This is a genomic window from Halochromatium salexigens (assembly GCF_016653295.1).
Taxonomy (GTDB): domain Bacteria; phylum Pseudomonadota; class Gammaproteobacteria; order Chromatiales; family Chromatiaceae; genus Lamprobacter; species Lamprobacter salexigens.
This window is the reverse complement of sequence record NZ_NHSF01000073.1, coordinates 1-16,588: the sequence shown is the minus strand read 5'-3', so window position 1 is coordinate 16,588 and position 16,588 is coordinate 1. Positions and strand designations below refer to the sequence as shown.

General features: G+C 63.4%; 14 protein-coding genes. 3 read left to right on the top strand and 11 right to left on the bottom strand.

All coding sequences use genetic code 11. The features are described from left to right. Nucleotides 1-49 precede the first annotated feature (49 nt). From CCR82_RS15970 to trxB, 5 genes are read right to left on the bottom strand one after another with little or no spacing between them, the layout of a single operon-like run. Nucleotides 50-802 (bottom strand): arginyltransferase, encoded by a 753-nt coding sequence (locus CCR82_RS15970; RefSeq protein ID WP_201246807.1) that lies wholly within the window; start codon nt 800-802, stop codon nt 50-52. Next, nucleotides 802-1,521 carry a leucyl/phenylalanyl-tRNA--protein transferase gene (aat, locus tag CCR82_RS15965; RefSeq protein WP_201246838.1) on the bottom strand — a complete coding sequence of 240 codons (720 nt, stop codon included), beginning with the start codon at nt 1,519-1,521 and terminating at the stop codon, nt 802-804. The genes CCR82_RS15970 and aat overlap by 1 nt, the downstream gene beginning before the upstream one ends. Nucleotides 1,522-1,554: 33 nt before the next feature. Next, entirely contained in the window at nt 1,555-2,700 is a 1,146-nt protein-coding gene (locus CCR82_RS15960; RefSeq protein WP_201246806.1) for a GNAT family N-acetyltransferase, read from the bottom strand. Nucleotides 2,701-2,706: 6 nt separating this feature from the next. Continuing rightward, a complete protein-coding gene (locus tag CCR82_RS15955) occupies nt 2,707-3,003 on the bottom strand; it encodes a hypothetical protein (protein ID WP_201246805.1) in 297 nt (98 codons plus the stop codon). A gap of 11 nt (nt 3,004-3,014) precedes the next feature. Further along, the gene (gene trxB, locus CCR82_RS15950) at nt 3,015-3,974 is read right to left on the bottom strand and encodes a thioredoxin-disulfide reductase (RefSeq protein ID WP_201246804.1); all 960 of its coding nucleotides are present in this window, start codon (nt 3,972-3,974) and stop codon (nt 3,015-3,017) included. A 38-nt stretch (nt 3,975-4,012) separates the two neighbouring features. Here trxB and CCR82_RS19430 point away from each other — a divergent pair, with 38 nt between their 5' ends. From CCR82_RS19430 to CCR82_RS15935, 3 genes are all read left to right on the top strand, one after another. Next, nucleotides 4,013-4,408, top strand: coding sequence for a UPF0175 family protein (locus CCR82_RS19430; RefSeq protein WP_420827342.1), 396 nt, complete (start codon nt 4,013-4,015; stop codon nt 4,406-4,408). Next, nucleotides 4,405-4,890 (top strand): PIN domain-containing protein, encoded by a 486-nt coding sequence (locus CCR82_RS15940; RefSeq protein ID WP_201246802.1) that lies wholly within the window; start codon nt 4,405-4,407, stop codon nt 4,888-4,890. The genes CCR82_RS19430 and CCR82_RS15940 overlap by 4 nt, the downstream gene beginning before the upstream one ends. An 803-nt stretch (nt 4,891-5,693) precedes the next feature. Beyond that, nucleotides 5,694-9,155 (top strand): hypothetical protein, encoded by a 3,462-nt coding sequence (locus CCR82_RS15935; RefSeq protein ID WP_201246801.1) that lies wholly within the window; start codon nt 5,694-5,696, stop codon nt 9,153-9,155. Nucleotides 9,156-9,479: 324 nt separating this feature from the next. Here CCR82_RS15935 and CCR82_RS15930 read toward each other — a convergent pair whose 3' ends face one another. From CCR82_RS15930 to CCR82_RS15905, 6 genes are all read right to left on the bottom strand, one after another. Further along, nucleotides 9,480-10,064: a hypothetical protein gene (locus CCR82_RS15930; protein ID WP_201246800.1), complete on the bottom strand. Its 585-nt coding sequence runs from the start codon at nt 10,062-10,064 to the stop codon at nt 9,480-9,482. Between the two features lie 111 nt (nt 10,065-10,175). Beyond that, a complete protein-coding gene (locus tag CCR82_RS15925; RefSeq protein ID WP_201246799.1) occupies nt 10,176-11,099 on the bottom strand; it encodes a LysR substrate-binding domain-containing protein in 924 nt (307 codons plus the stop codon). Nucleotides 11,100-11,126: 27 nt separating this feature from the next. Then, on the bottom strand, nt 11,127-11,342 hold the full coding sequence (locus CCR82_RS15920) for a calcium-binding protein (RefSeq protein ID WP_201246798.1): 216 nt from the start codon (nt 11,340-11,342) through the stop codon (nt 11,127-11,129). Next, nucleotides 11,339-12,490 carry a hypothetical protein gene (locus CCR82_RS15915; protein WP_201246797.1) on the bottom strand — a complete coding sequence of 384 codons (1,152 nt, stop codon included), beginning with the start codon at nt 12,488-12,490 and terminating at the stop codon, nt 11,339-11,341. The genes CCR82_RS15920 and CCR82_RS15915 overlap by 4 nt, the downstream gene beginning before the upstream one ends. Before the next feature lie 214 nt (nt 12,491-12,704). Further along, nucleotides 12,705-15,980: a type I restriction endonuclease subunit R gene (locus tag CCR82_RS15910; RefSeq protein WP_201246796.1), complete on the bottom strand. Its 3,276-nt coding sequence runs from the start codon at nt 15,978-15,980 to the stop codon at nt 12,705-12,707. A gap of 57 nt (nt 15,981-16,037) precedes the next feature. Next, nucleotides 16,038-16,340, bottom strand: coding sequence for a DUF433 domain-containing protein (locus CCR82_RS15905; protein WP_338073193.1), 303 nt, complete (start codon nt 16,338-16,340; stop codon nt 16,038-16,040). Between the last annotated feature and the right edge of the window lie 248 nt (nt 16,341-16,588).

Here is a 16,588-nt window from a genome sequence, read left to right as displayed (position 1 = left end):
GTTAAGGCGCCGCCCTGGCCAATCGCCGCTGTAGAACCGAAAAAGTATATCATAGGACGCGGATCGGCTCGCCGCGCTCAAACCATCGCCAGTGCTGGCCGTCCCAGGCCTCGATCGGTCGAAACCGCTCCTTGTAGGCCATCTTCGGGCTGTCCTCGATCCAATATCCCAGATACAGCGACCGCAGCCCGAGCCGAGCCGCTTCGCGCGCCTGGGTCAGCACCGCATAGGTGCCGGGGGCACGGTCCGAGAGATCCGGGTCGAAGAAGGTATAGAGCGCCGAGAGCCCATCCGGGAACACATCGGTCACCGCCACCGACATCAGCCGTTCACCGAGAAAGGCCTCGATCAGCCAGGTCTGCCCGCCCCAAGGGCTGAGCAGGAAGCGCATATAGGTCTCGATCGAGACATCGTCGGCCATGTCGCCATCGCCATGGCGCGCCAGGATGTAGCGTTCGTAGAGCCGATAATGGATCGGGCGCAGTTGCGCGGGCTTGAAGGCGATGCGCACCTCGCTGTCGTTGCGCGCCGCAGTGCGCCGCTGTGAGCGATTCAGCCGCAGCGCGGACACAGGAATCCGCACCGGCACACAGCGTTGACAGCCGCGACAGGCCGGTCGATAGAAGTGCATGCCGCTGCGCCGGAAACCGATTTGCTGCAGCCATTGCGCGCGCTCCCGATCGATGCGCGCCATCGGGTCGACGAACAACGTCCGAGCGCGCAGCCCATCGAGATAGGAACAGTCGTGCTCGCCGGTCAGGTAGAGCTGCAGATGGCCCGGTAGATTGCGATTCGCGTTCATCAGGATTCCCCTCCCGGATAATGGACCCGACCATCATCCCAGGTGCCGAGCGCGAGCGGGCGATCGCGCAGCGCCTGCAAGCGCGCCATGAACTGCGCGCGCGCCATCAGCTGCGCCCCCATGCGCCTGATGTGCGCGGTCAGCACCTGACAATCGATCAGCTCGATGTCCAAGCCGATGGCATGCTCGCACAGATGGACCAGCGCCACCTTCGAGGCATTATCGACCCGGCTGAACATCGATTCGCCAAAGAAGACACCGCCGATGGCGACGCCATAGAGTCCGCCGACCAACTGCCCGGCCTGCCAGACCTCGACCGAATGGGCGATCCCATGCACATGCAGGGCACAGTAGGCGCTGATCATCTCCGGCAGCAGCCAGGTGCCCTGGCTATCGGCGCGCGGCCCGGCGCAGGCGTGGATCACCGCCGGAAAATCGCGATCCATGGTGACTCCGAACGGACGCCGGCGCAGCAGCTTGCGCAGACTGCGCGCGCGATGCAGCCGAGTCGGCAGCAACACCGTGCGCGGATCGGGCGACCACCACAGGATCGGGTCGCCTTCGCTATACCAGGGGAAGATGCCATGCCGATAGGCATTGATCAGGCGCCGGGTGCTCAGATCGCCGCCGACCGCGAGCAGACCATCGGGCTCGCGCATGGCCTCGGCCGGATCGGGGAAGGCCCCGGTGGGATCGTTCGGCGCCAGCAGATACGGCATCGACATCGGTGCGTCGGGCGGCACGTCGGCCTCTCAGCCGGCATCGCGCCGGTAGGGACTGCGTGCGTTCATCTCGCCGATGTAGTCCTCGACCGCCTCGATCTCATGGTCGAGAAAGTGACCGATCGGCTCGCGAAACCCAGGCTCGGCCAGCCAATGCGCCGACCAGGTGCGGGTCGGCAGGAAGCCGCGCGCGACCTTGTGCTCACCCTGCGCGCCAGGCTCGAAGGCCGTCAGCCCATGGTCGAGGCAATGCTCGAGGCCCTGGTAATAACAGGCCTCGAAATGCAGGCTGTGGAACGCCTGCGAGCAGCCCCAGTGACGCCCATAGAGGGTGCGCGCGCCGACCAGGCAGAAGGCGGCGGCGACGATGTCACCGCCATGCTCGGCCAGGATCAACAGCGTGTGCTCGCCCATGCGCGCGCCGATCTCGCGAAAGAAGGGCAAGGAGAGGGTCGGGATGCCGCCGCGCTTATCGAAGGTGTCCTCATAGAGCCGGTGGAAGATCGCCCACTCCTCGGCACTGGCCTCACTGCCCGCTAGCCGGCGAATCCGCACCCCCGCCTCGTCCACCCGACGGCGTTCACGCTTGATCTTCTTGCGCTTCTCGGCGCTGAAACCGGCCAGCAAGGCATCGAAATCGGCCTCGCCCTGGCGCTGCCAGTGGAACTGACAGCCGAGCCTTGGCATCAGGCCCTCGGCGCGCATCCAGCCCGCCTCCTCCTCGCTGCTGAACAGCCAGTGGACGCCCGAGGTGCCCAGCTCCTTGGCCACCGCGATCGAGCCCCGTGCCAAGGCCGTCGCCAGCTCGGCGCGGTTGGCGGCCTCGCCAGTGAGGACGCGCTGGCCGGTCGCCGGCGTGTAGGGCGAGGCAATCACCAGCTTCGGATAATAGGCCAGGCCCGCGCGCCGATAGGCATCGGCCCAGGCCCAGTCGAAGACGAACTCCCCGTAGGAATTGAATTTCAGGTAACAGGGCGCAACCGCCACCAGTTGCTCGGACTGATCGTAGAGCCCGAGATGGCGCGGCAGCCAACCGAAGCGCTCGCCCACGCAGCCGTGGTGCTCCATCGCGGCCAGGAACTCATGGCGCAGATGCGGCAGATCATCGCCGGCGAGCCGATTCCAGTCGGCGGCCGCGAGCTGATCGATGGAAGAATGCACACGCAGTTGATACATCGACGCTTAGAGCGGCCACCATCGGATCAGTTGCAACAGAAAGGCCACGGCCGCGAGCGCGCACCCCAAGGTGATCAGCGCATCACGCCCGCTCCAACCCTGCTGGCGCCCATGCTGGACCCCCAGGAGCGCACCGACCGCACCCAGGATCAGGCCGAACTCGCTGACGATCAGCAGCGTCAGCCAGGGCAAGAGGGGGCCGGCCTCGGGAGCGGCCGCGCGCGGTTCGCCCCCCACCCAGAGCAGCCCTAGCAAGGGCACCGCCAAGGTCAGGGCGATGATTGGAAAATGCTGGCGTTTCATCCGGCGGATGCTTAGGCGTCCAGCAGCCCGTCGAGATACTTCTCGGCGTCCAAGGCCGCCATACAGCCGCTGCCGGCCGAGGTGATCGCCTGCCGATAGACGTGATCCATGACATCGCCGGCGGCGAACACGCCAGGCACCGAGGCCGCGGTGGCATTGCCATCGGTGCCGGATTTGACCTTGATGTAGCCGTTGTTCATCTCGAGCTGGCCCTCGAAGATGCCGGTATTCGGCTTATGGCCGATGGCGATGAACACCCCCTGCAGATCGATGTCCTCGGTGGTGCCCTGCTGCACATGCTTGATGCGCATGCCGGTCACGCCGCTCTGATCACCGAGCACCTCGTCGAGCACATGGTTCCAGGCGATCTTGACATTGCCGGATTCGGCCTTCTCCAGCAGCCGATCCTGGAGCACCTTCTCGGCCCGCAGCGCATCGCGGCGATGCACGAGGGTGACCTCGGCGGCGATGTTGGCCAGATACAGCGCCTCTTCAACGGCGGTATTACCGCCGCCGATCACCGCCACCTTCTGATTCTTATAGAAGAACCCATCGCAGGTCGCGCAGGCCGAGACGCCGCGGCCGCGAAACTGCTCCTCGGACGCGAGCCCAAGGTACATGGCGCTCGCACCGGTGGCGATGATCAGCGCATCGCAGCTGTAGGTCGCCGAGTCCCCGGTCAGCACGAACGGGCGCTGATCCAAGGCGACCTTGTTGATGTGATCGAACAGGATCTCGGCGCCGACCTGCTCGGCGTGGCGGCGCATGCGATCCATCAGATCCGGCCCCTGCAGATCGTCCGGGTCACCCGGCCAATTCTCGACCTCCGTGGTGGTCATCAACTGCCCGCCCTGCTCCATGCCGGTCACCAGGACCGGCGCCAAATTGGCACGCGCCGCATAGACCGCCGCCGTATAGCCAGCCGGCCCCGAGCCGAGGATCAGCAGCTGGCAATGCTTGGTGTCGCTCATGATCAAAAACTCCAACACACCTTGATTCAAATCAGTCTATGGTACGCAGGCCCCCGAGCCCGGTAAAGGCGTTCCCGCCTGCCGCCAGCAATTGCCGGCGACCAGCGGTTACGGCCAAACATGCTAACCTTCTATCAGCCTTTCACGCTGCGCACACAAAATCGATGTATTGCCTACCAATACCCGACGACGCCTTCAATGCGCTGAAGCTCCCCTCTGGCCGCGCTGAAGAGGAGCTTCGTCGCGAGTTTGCAATATTCTTGGTCCAGGAGGGCTTGCTCGGGCCAAGCCAAGCCAGAACCATCGCCGACATGGATCGCTTAGCCTTCCAGGCTCTGCTGGCGCGACGCCAAGTGGCTTGGGGCGGCTCGCCGGAAGAAGTGATCGACGATATGCAAGCAGCACAGGCAGCCGTGCCGCCCGAACGACGTTGATCGTCTGCAACACGACACCCCTGTCATGCCTGCTGAAGATCGGGCGAACCGATTTGCTTCAGAAGCTCTTCGATCGTGTCGCAATTCCCCCTGAGGTCGCCGCAGAGCTGGATCAAGCCGGCGCAATCCATGCAAATTGGCGCGACCAGCTGTCTTTCATTGTGATCGCTGAGCCTGTGGCGAACGACCCCGTTCTGACGCTGGCAGCAGCCGAGGTCGATCTCGGTGAGGCTGCAGCGATCGCCCTCGCTCAGCGGCTTGGCAGCGAGCTTCTGATCATCGACGACATGGCGGGACGACTGCTCGCTCGCCGTCTGGAGCTGACAATCACGGGAACCGTGGGCATCGTCCTGGCGGCAGGTCAATCAGGTCTAGTCGAAGATCCCTTTGTCGTCTTGGAGGAGCTCCGCCGGCGCGGCGGTCTGTGGCTATCGGATACGTTCCTCGAGCGGCTTCAGTCCATGCGGCAGGCGCCTTCTTGATCTGAACCTCCTTCGCTCGTCGCTTTACCGGCCTCGCTCCTGATATTCAAAGCGGGTACTCGGTCCGGCCAGCTCTGCTGGTCTTCGCGTATCCCAATGCATTTGCGAATGGTATTGCCACTCTCTCAGGATTGGACCTCTTTAGTCCCAGATCGAGCAGGATTGATCCGATGAGAAGCCGACAGAGTCCCATCAACAGTCGCACTGGATTTTGCAAGAGCAATCGATGACATCGTTGTCGCGCCCCGAGTCCAGCCCTTACCATCCCCTTTAAGAATCGGAACCAGTACGCAGCATGATCACGGATTCGAGCACAACGGTGCGCAGACTGTTAGCGACAATGACGCAAAGGCGCTGCAAGGCGGGACCGAGCCCACCCAGGCGCACCCTTGGTACTACGCTCCCTGCATCCTGATGGGTAATTGACCGTGAGATCGGTTAATCCTCGCTACGAACGCTTGACGCCACGGCTAGACCTGCTAGCAGATGAGGTCGTTCTGGCCCAGGCATGGAAGAAGGCGGAGCGCTACTGTCGGCTCCAGAACTGGTGCGCGGACGTGCTGGCGTGGGACCTGGCGATGCTGAGCATCGAAACGGACCTAAACGACTGGGCGAGTGAAGTTCGAGCCCCCACGTTCCAGCCCACCCCAATGGAGCTGGTACCTGCCCCCAAAAACCAAACCTGGGACTTTCCCGAATCTAAGGCCGAGGACCCGAGCGCGACGGACTGGGTACCCGCTAACGCTAAGGAGCAGCCACTACGCCCGTTGGCGCATATTGGCGTACGCGATCAGAGCCTAGCCATGGCGCTGGTGCTCTGCTTTGCCGACGCGGTCGAGACCCTGCAAGGGCCTACCGACCAGCCTGATGCCGCAACCGCTCGCACCCGGGGTGTCTTCAGCTATGGTAACCGGCTCTGGTGCGACTGGACCGATGCGTCCGATCCTGAGGTCGAGCCGCCGCAGGCCCGCTTCCGCTGGGGCAGCGTCGCGACCTACACGGCCTATTTCGAAGACTACCGGCGCTTCCTCGCCCGACCGGCGGAAGCCGCGCGGTTGGCCAACGGCAGGCGCCGTAGCGACCGGGCGATCTACGTCATCGAGCTGGACCTCAAGGAGTTTTTCGACCGGATCGACCGCGCACACCTCCGGACGCGGCTCGGTGCCATCTGGCGCCTTTATGCCCGCCGCGCGGGTCATCGCGATGGCGGCAGGCTCGATCCGGCTCTACTGGAAGCCATGTACCGCATCATGAACTGGCATTGGTCGCCGACGTCGCAGGCCCAGGCCGAGTTGTTCGACGCAGGCCTTCCAGATGGCTTGCCACAGGGCCTAGCGGCCTCGGGTTTCCTGTCCAACGCCTATCTCCTGCGCTTCGACCGCTGGATGGGCCGGCGGCTCGGTGGTAACAGCGCACTAGTGATTCACGATTATTGCCGGTACGTCGACGACATTCGGCTGGTGGTGGAGGTGGATGCGACTACTGACCCCGCTGAGGTCGCTGAGAGGGTCAGCAAACAAATCACAGCCTTGCTGGCTCGCTATTGCGCAATGCTGGACGAGGCCCACAAGCTGACCATTAACGCCGAGAAAACTAAGGTGATCCCCTGGGCCGACTATGCGCTGCAGGGCAGTGCCTCGGCGCAGATGGTCTGGCTACAGGGATTGATCAGCGCGACGCCGGATCAGGAAAGCCTGCGTCATGCAACGGCGGGTCTGGATGGACTGCTGTGGCTGTCCGAAGTCATAGAAGGTGCGGGGAAGCCACCGGCGAATCCACTGCACTTATCCCGCATCGCGCTGCCCAAGCTCGATGTCCGCGACGACACGCTAAAGCGCTTCGCCGCCTACCGGCTGCTCAAGTCGTTCCGGCTGCGCCAGTCCATGGCCACGGACGGGCCGGACCTCAACGCAGACGAGGTTCCGTTGCAGGACGGCGCATCGCGCCAAGTCCTGGAGCACGAGATGGAGGCCACGGCACGTAAGTTGATTGCCAGCTGGTCCCGCAACCCAGCACTGGTGCCGGTGCTGCGCTGCGGTCTGGAGCTATTTCCGAGTCCACTGCTGGTGACGCCGGTGTTGGATGCGCTGGCAGTCAAACGCTCGATGGGGGACGACGCCGAGCCGCGGCAGCGAGCGGTGGCAGATTATGTCGTCGCCGAACTGCTGCGCGCAGCCGCCGTCGACATCGGCTATCGGAATACGGAGCTGATTCCACGTGCAGCTGATGTCGGCGGCTTCCGACAGCAACTCGCCCGTCTGGCCCGTCAGGTGCTTGGCGAAGGTCAGGCCGTGCCCTGGCATCTGCGCCAGCAGGCGGCGCTGTTCCTGGCCTCTGTGCTCCAGCCCGACGCCGATCTGAAAGCAGATGCCTTGCTCGCAAACTACAAGCTGCTGCACGATGCCCTGCTGTTCCGCACGCCATCTGCTGAAAATGCGCCGCAAGCACTCTTTACCGGCCTGGTGGGACAGCAGCTTGGCGCCGACTCTGCGCGCTTTGCCATTTGGGCCGACGACATCCTAGATGCGCAACCGCACCATCCGAAGCGGGCGGCATTGGTGACGGCCGTCGCGCAGATGCGCCCCGATCTGTTCCGGTCCATATGGGACGCCCACGCGGACAAGCGCCGGGGTTGGACCGGCAAGTTACCGCGCTATTTAAAACCCGCCAGCTACCGCGCCGGTATCTGGAAGGACTGGTCAGCACTCGGGCCGGAGGCAATTCCGCTGGTCCGGGTCGTGCTGCGCTGGGACAACCCATTTCGGCAGGAGAACGCCATCTTGGGCCTCGCCGCCGCGCTGCTAGAGGCGATGATCCGCGCCGAGCCCGACGCGGACCGCGGGTCATGGGGGCTGCTTGACCTGATGGTCACCTGCAACCGCTGGTCCGACCCACAGCATCCGGATGCGTGCTTCAGCATTGCGGTCGAGGCAGCTGATCGGCCCGACCCCCGCAACCAACCGCCCGGCTGGTGTCTGCCGGACATGCGCTGGGCCTATGCCCTCGGCCGGATTCTGCGAGCCTGCATCGTCGGCGACCCGGACTTCACCGCCCGTGGGCACCTGCTGAGGGAAGACGCGGCGCACTACTGCGGCCTGTTGTCGTCCTGGTACAAGCGCCGCCTCGGGCTGCTAAATACCCCAGAGGGACTCCTCGGCGAGCCCGCTCCGCTTTCGCCCTGGATCACCGAGCTGATCATGACACTGCTGCAATGGCCCGGCCTCCGCCTAGGCAACGGAGTGACTGAAACCCTTGCTGGCGCGCACAACCCTCGGCAGATACTGCGCGTCGTCGATGCCCGGCGCCGGCGCCAGCGCGACCTCTACGCGGTGCAATCGCAGCTGCCCGTCTATGTAGTGCCTGCAAGCCGGGGCGTGCGCGCGCAAGAACAAAGCCTGCGCGTCGCCACAGTTCAAACCCTGTTGCCGCGCACCGGCGACTTCGACGTCAAGAACCCGCTCCTCTGGTCCCGAGACTTCCGGGCACGGCATCGAGCGCATCTCGCTGCCGTTTGCCGCCTGGTCGCACAGGACTTTCAGACAGAGCGGGCGGCGTCCGACGACGGCGGCGGCGTGAAGTCGGGTCACGCCCTAGACCTGATCGTGTTCCCCGAGCTGTCGGTCCATCCCGACGACCTCGGACTGCTGCGCAGCCTGTCGGACGTGCTTAAAGCAAATCTGTTCGTCGGTCTCACGTTTCAAGAGACCGGCGATGGCCGCCTTGTCAACCGAGCCCTCTGGCTGTTGCACCAAGAGCGGGATGGCCAACGCGAGATCGTCCGCGTCCACCAGGCAAAGCGGCATATGACCAAGCTCGAACGCGACATGGGCATCGTCGGGCTCGGCGAGCATCAGGTCCTCATCGAGCTTGCCGGCCCAGACGGCGAGCGCTACCGCCTAGCCGGTGCCATCTGCTACGACGCCACCGACCTCAGCCTGGCAGCCGACCTGCGCAACAAGTCTGACTGCCTAGTCATCGCCGCCCTTAACCAGGACGTTCCCACCTTCGACACCATGGTCCAGGCGCTTCATTACCACATGTTCCAGCCCGTGGTGCTGGCTAATTCAGGTCAGTTCGGCGGCTCGACGGTGCAGGCACCCTACCGCGAGCGCTATGACAAGGTTATCGCCCACGTGCACGGTAGCGGACAGGTGGCGGTCAGCGTTTTCGAGGTGGACCTGGGCGCGTTCAAATCGAAACAATGTGCAAGCAAGGCCAAGGGGCTAAAAACCTGGCCAGCGGGGTACGCGGGACGCGGATGGTGAGACGGAAACCGAGCGCTAGTTTTCTCAAGCTAACCGGCCTGCCTCAGATGCCGAGAAGGGCTCGCTGACCGCTCATTCCACTCAATGGCGAATGCTGAAAGCAACCTCCATGCACCCTGATCTCCAGACTCATCTATCAAAAAAAACTCAAGATTGTCTCTGGTGTTCAACGGGCTTCGTGCTCACCGCATTGGTCTGCCCTGGATAATGACCGAGTTCTCGAGTGCGTTGGCGAGGAAGGTTGTGGCTCGCCCCGCGAGCTCATGAATTCTGGTCGCTGCGCTTCACTGGCCGCAGGCCTGTCGTGCGCCGGCCCACCCCTAATCAGGAGCCCTCTTCACTGCTGGAATCACCTTTGCCGGTCCCGTTGGGCGCTTCCCCGCCTCCTGCATCTACCACCCTCTCCGCTGCCGCCTCAACCGATACCGCCTGCTCGAGCTTAGCTGGCGATGGCATCGACGAAGTGCCCGAGCATTTGGCCGAGCACTGCCTGCGCTCGGAGATGAAGCGTTGCGACAGCCTCCGATCGGCGAACAGCAGTTTCTGATCGGCCTCGCGATCCAGATACAGCACCTCCTCCGGGGCTGGTTGGAACGGCTGGTAACTGATGCGCACGATACGTCCAAGGTTAACCCCGCGCCCGTCATCGAGCAAGATCAGATGCGGTGCTAGCCCCCGCTCCGGGTCCGGCCGCGGAAATTCGATCACGCCGAGTAGCTGATAGGAATGATCGCTAAGCTGCACGGCGAGCTGGACCTCGGTCTCGCGCAGCTCAGCGACATAGATCATCTCGCCAACGGCGGCGCGCAGACGCTCAACCTGTTGCTGATTGTCAGCCGAGGGCCAGAGCCCTTCGTCGACCTCTGACGAGTGTCTGCAGCCAACTTCATGTTGCTCGCCGCGTGACATTCTGCATCTCCTGGGCGTTTTCCTCGCCGCCTATCGCTCAGGCACAGGCCCCCCGCGGCTCTCGGATGGCGCCTTGGAAGGCTGCCATACCGAGCCGTTGCTCACCTGAGGTTAGGACTCCGAGCTGACCTCGCCAACCTCGGCTGACTCATAATAGGAGCCCAGAGGGTCAGTCTCAGTCTGCTCTGCGGCGATGAGCACACGCAGCTCCTCGAGCGCAGTATCAATGACGCCTGATGCGCCATCCGATGGATAGACCACATAGGTCGGCAACCGCAGGCTGGGGCTATCGGTGATGCGCTGCAGGCAGCCGCCGTCCAAATAGGACGCCGCGACCCGCTCCAGCACGAAACAGGTCCCGCCGTTGGCGAGGATTAGCTGCAGGCCGAGCCAGCCGATATTCGCGGTCTGCGCCGGGCGCTCCAGCTCTGGATAGGCCTGACGATGCTGAGCGAAGAAGGTCGGCCCCCAGTCGACATAGACATAGCTGTCGTCAAGCTGACGCCGCTCCGGGTCGGGACCAACCAGTATTAGGGTCTCATCGAAGAGGTATTCCACCTCGATGCCAGCGGCCTGTCGCGGACTGTACATCAGCGCCAGGTCCATGGTGCCGGCGATTACCCGGCGCATCAGATCCTCCTCGAAGCCGATCTCGGTGTTCAGCGACACATCCGGCCGGTTGGCGCGCAGGCGCCCGATCCAGCGCGGCAGCAGACTGTCCCAGAGTGCAATGCGCGCGCCCAGTGTGAGGCTGGTGCGAAAGCGGCTCGACAGACCGACCTCATGGCGCGCCTGCTCGTAAGTCAACAGCAGTGTCTTGGCGTGACGTAGGAACCGCTCGCCGGCATGGGTGAGGCTGGCCCCAGAGCGATTGCGCACGAACAAGCGGGTACCGAACTGCTGCTCCAGGCTCTGAATGCGCGCACTCACGGTCGACTGAGTGACATGCACCTGCGCGGCGGCCTCGAGAAACTGCCGTTGGCGGCCACCGCGAGGAAGGTCTTGACCTGGTCGATGTCCATCAGCGTCTGTCAAGCGAGTCGCATCACTGTGCGTCAGACGTCATAGCCGATGACCGGTCGCCAACCAGTAATGCCAATCCGCGATGGCTTCTGCCGTGTGCTCGTCAACATCGATTCCTTGCAGGTTCGAGAGCGGAACGCCAAAGGTTCTCCCAGCCCATTCCACCTCCACCGCCATATCGGTCAGACACTCATCGTTGCTGCCGATCATGCCGAGCACCCGCACGGTCTCACCCATCAGATTGAGACGATTCATTTACCAACCAAACCGGCCTGATCAAGTCTGCGGATGAACGCTGACTTGCGGCTCTGTAGGTCACGAAGGCGTCGAAGGCGAGCGGAAAAGGCGTCGAGCGCGTCATCGGCATCGGCGAGATCGCGCAGATCCTTGAGCCGCTCCACCGCTTCTTGGTAGGAGGATGCATGACGGTGCTCGATCAAGTCATCGACCTTGCGCCATAGCGCATCCTCTTGACCGCGCAGCGCGGCGAGATAGCGCTTGCGTGCCGCGGCGGCTTCGGCGGCCTTGCGGGTCTGCTCGGCAGCCCGTGCCGCCGCTTCGCGTGCCTGGCGCTCTTGGCGGATGGTATCGGCGCGCGCGAGTAGCTCGCCCACCGTCCTGCGCACATCCGTCCCCTCTCCGGCATCGACCGAATGCAGCTCGCGCTCAAGCCGCTGCCGCAGCACCGCGAGACGGTGAGGTTGGTTGCCGACGATCAGCTCCGTGAGCAGGGCGTCTTTCTCAGCGACCGAACGCTCGGCCACCCAGCGCGCGATGTCCGCTGCACTGACGCCTCGCGTTTCCAGCGGCGCACTCGACTCAGCAGAGGCGACAACCAAATCGTCCGGGATGCGAAGAAAGTCGGCCAAGACGCGATGGGTGGCATCCAGCTCGCCCAGCCCGGGCGGAACGGCCGGCTCAGCAGAGCACTCATCCAGATAGCCACCCCCGGCCTGTGCCAGCCAGCCGAGATAAAGACTGCGACGGTCGCCACGCATCAGACTCGTGCGGACACCAATCAGGGCTGATAGCCAGCCACTGCCCTCCTCCCAGCCCGGATCTTCCGTCTCCGACCGAAAGGACAGCACGAGATGCTCTTCGGTCTCCCAGCCTTCCAGCCCGTCTTCGAGCAGATAGTCACCAATCTCGCTCACACTCATCAGCGCACGAGGCAGGCGCACCATCAGCCAGTGCGAGCCCCAGTTGGCGACGTGGAGGAAGGCATCGAAATAGCGCTCCATCCAACGCCGCGGGTTGCCCTTGAAATCACCCCAGTTGTACTCGTTCCAGAACCGGGTGGGCGTGATCTCGGCACGTGACGACGAGCGTCTCAGCTCGGCCATCTCTTCGGACGTCAAGGGCTGGTCGAGGGCTTGGAATTCGAAAGATTGGTATTCGCTCATCGGGATTTGGAAGGAGGTGCTAGCATCGACCAAAGTATCTGAATTTTCGATACTAAATTCAAGTTAACATCGTTTTACTGGTCTCAATAGAAGCACTAGCTTGTGTCAGGACGAAATGATCGCTGTGATCGGCTCCGAGCAGGTCGATGCACCGGTCTATCTCTTCCAGACAAACTGCAACCGCCTCGCGGTGGATCATGCTGTCCGTCGCGATCTATGCCACAGCCGGCGCTTGATAGAAGGGTGACGGGACCATCGGGTAGGCGCGGAATACGTGGCGGTAGACGTCGTCCGCCCGACTCTGCACATCCTCGTCGCTGTACTGCGCCACCGGCAGGCCGGTGTCGTCGCTCCACAGGTGGTCATGGATCGCCTGGCGAACGGCATCGCGGGTCGCCTCTTTGTCTTTCCAGTGATCGACGCGTAGCTTTTCAGCCTTGAGGGTCTCCAGCAGCTCCACCGCGACGACCTTGATGCGCTTGATCTCGCCTGCCGAGAGGTCCGGCTTCTTCAACAGATCGAACACCGCCAGCGACTCCTCGTCCAGGCCTTCGCGTACCGCTCGGTCCTCTTCCGCATCCAGCTCCTGCACCAATCTGAGCAGGGCCTCAAAGGTCTGCTCGATGCTCAAGCGGTCTTTCTCGCGATTGTAATCGGTGACGATCTGCTCGTAGTGTTGCTGAAAGTCCGTGCGAAGAGGGTTCTGCTGGAGCAGCCGCTTGAGTCGTTGCTCGACGGCGCTCTTCAGGTTTTGGACTGTGGTCTGCTTTCTAGGGGAGCGCTCAAACTCCTGTTTCAGCCGCTCGAAGTCGATCCGGCTGATGTCGTAGGTCGCGGATTCTTCGTCCGCGCGCGCTGGCTTGGTCTCGATGGCCTCGTCCACCAGCTGATGTAGCTCGCGGATGATGTCGGTAATGTCCGCCTGCTCTCGATCCTGCTGCAACTGTTTGTAGACCACGTTGATGGCATCACGGTCGGGCCGATGGGCATTGATGCCAGCGACGTTGATACAGGCCTTGAAGGTCTTGAGCACCTGCCGACACAGGATCTCGAAGTGCTTGCGGGTCTCATCGTTCTCGTTGGCGGCCTCCTTGCAGGCGAGGATGGCGGCGTTGCGGGCGAAGCCGGTCTTCTCGATGACGTCATCCAAGGCTGCCCCACGCTCTTTAAGAAAGCCGCGCACCAACGCGATCGCCTCTGTCAGCTCCTCCAACAACGCATCGTCGGGCTTGGCCGGGTCGGTCTCGTCGTCCCCATCAGGTCCAGTGCCGGCGAAGGTTGCGAGCGCCCGCCGCAGATGCTTAAGGATGCCGCAGTAGTCGACGATCAGGCCATTGTTCTTACCCTCGTGCACGCGGTTGGCGCGGGCGATGGCCTGCATCAGCGTGTGGGCCTTGAGCGGCTTGTCCAAATAGAGCGTGGACAGACTCGGCACGTCAAAGCCGGTCAGCCACATGGCGCAGACGATGGCGATGCGAAACGGGTGCTCGGCCTCCTTGAAGGCATCGTCCAGCGCCATGCGCTGCATGTGCTGGAACTGGGGCTTCGCGCGCATCGCCGCCGGCAGCTCCATACCCTCCTTCATGAGCTTGCGGTGCGGGACAATGTCCAGGTCCCACTGCTGAAACTTGGCCACCTCGCCCTGCTCCTCACTCACCACCACCGCAGTCCGGGTCTCGCGCATCCAGGCGATCTGGCGGGCCAGGTCGGTATCCTCCTGCTCGTCCCAGACCTGACCTCCTCGCCGCGAAATGCGAGCTTCGCGACGCCCGGGCTTGAGCGCTGCGTCGAGCGCCTTGATGCGCTCTTGCCAATAGAACTCGATCAGCTTGTGCATCCGCACGCAAGTGACCTTGTCGATGCAGACCAGCATGGCCTTGCCGGTCTCCCAGGCGGTCGAGTAATGCTCGACGAAATCCCGCGCCACCTGGTCCAAGCGCTTGCCGGCGGTGATGATGTGATAGTCGCGCTTTAGCTCGCGCTCTAGGCGTTGGGCGACGTCGATGTCGTCCGCTTCGAGTGCCTCCAGCGTCTCCGCGATGCGCTCGTTCAGGTCGCCGATGGCTAGCCCCAGCTTGTCGCCGCGGGCGTCGTAGTAGAGCGGCACCGTGGCTCGGTCGTCCACGGCGCGCTGGAAATCATAGGTGGACACATAATCGCCGAAGACGCGGCGGGTGATCTCGTCGTCCTTGAAGAGCGGCGTGCCGGTGAAGCCGATATAGCTGGCATTGGGCAGCGCGTTGCGCAGGTTGAGCGCCAGCGTGCCGTATTGCGTGCGGTGCGCCTCGTCCGTGATGACGATGATGTCGTCGCGCTCGGAATAGGCGGTGTCCGCGTCCTTGTGGAACTTCTGAATCAGCGAAAAGACGTGAGACTTGTGCTGGCCCAGCAGCCGTTGGAGGTGACCGCCGTTGGCGGCACGGCAGGGGTCGCGGTCGTGATCCACCACCCCGCAGCCGGCGAAGGTCTTGTAGATCTGAGTGTCCAGATCGTCTCGGTCCGTTAGCACCAGGAAGGTGAAGTTGCCGCCCAGCTTGCGGTGCACCTTGCGGGTGAACATCACCATCGAAAAGCTCTTGCCAGAGCCCTGGGTGTGCCAGAACACGCCGAGACGCCTTGCCAGCGCATCGCGCTCCAGCACCGCCTGCACCGCCCGGTTCACGCCCAGAAACTGGTGATTGCGGGCTAGGATCTTGCGCGTCTCGCCAGAGGCGTCGTCGAACAAGATGAAGTTCTCCACCAGGTCCAGGAAATTGACCCGGTCGCAGACGCCCTTCAGCAGCGTCTCCATATCCACCGCACCCGGCTCCTCCTCCGCCAGGCGCTTCCAGTCGTGAAAGTGGCCCCACTGGCTGGTGACGGAGCCGATCTTCGCCTGGTGGCCGTTGCCGAACAACACGACCGCGTTGTGATGGAACAGGTGCGGGATCTCGGTCTGATAGGCCGAATAGTTCTGCTCATAGGCGGTGCGCAGATCCTTGTGCAGCGCCTTGCACTCGACGAACAACAGCGGCAGCCCGTTGACGAAGCCGACGATGTCCGCCCGCCGCCGGTACAGATCGCCCTGCACCCAGAGCTCGCGCACGCACAGGAAGTCGTTGTTGTCCGGATCGTCGAAGTCGATGACGCGCAACCGATCTCGCACCCGCTCGTCCTTGGCGTTGCGGAAGGCCACGGGCACGCCATCACGGATCAGCGCGTACTTATCACGGTTCGCGGCGACGATGCCTTGCGATGCCACCCTGGTCGTTAACTGCCGCACCGCGTCCTCGTAGGCCGGCTCCGGCAAGCCCGGATTCAGCCGCTCCAGTGCAGCGCGCAGTGGACGCGTGAGCACCACCTCATGGTCGGACAAACGCCCGAGCAGGCTGTCCGGCCCAAAGTCCTCGTGGTTGTAGGCCAGCACCGACTCCCAGCCGAGCTGCTGTTGCAGATAGTCGGCCGTGGTCTGCTGGACCAGGGTGTCTTCGTTATAGTGGGCGGAGATCAAAGAGGAAGTACTCGCACTCGGCTCCGTCCGGGCTCGATCAGCAGCAAAGCACCGGACTCAAGGTCGGCGCAGAAGCGCCGTAGTGACTCGACGAGCTGCCGTCAGATCTTCTTCGCGTTCCTCCAGTTGCCAAGCGGCATCGGCGAGCGCTGCGTCCAGATCCTCAGGCTCCAGGTAAGGGTAGGCGGCAAGGATGCGCTCCCGGCTAACCCCCGTTGCCATGAGTCCGAGCAATGTACCCACCGTCACCCGCAGACCGCGAATGCAGGGCTTGCCTCCCATGACGGCAGGATCCAGGGTAATGCGGTCGAGTTGCGTGGCCATAGGCACCCGTTCGCGCAGAATGAGATGAGTTGACATCAGGATAGCAACACGCATGTTCGCTGTCGCGAGCGTCCAGCTACTCGGCGGTGGTCTGCTGGACTAGCAGCCCGTCGGACTTGACTGCTGCCGCCCGCTTGCCGACTTAGTAGACTGTCGTCCCCCTTCAGGACAAACGCCGATGCCCAACTTCCGCTCGATCGATCGCGACCGCCCATTAGAGCTGCCCCTGTCGTTACAGGACTGGCTGCCCGAAGGGCACCTGGCGCGCTATGTCGTCGAGGTGG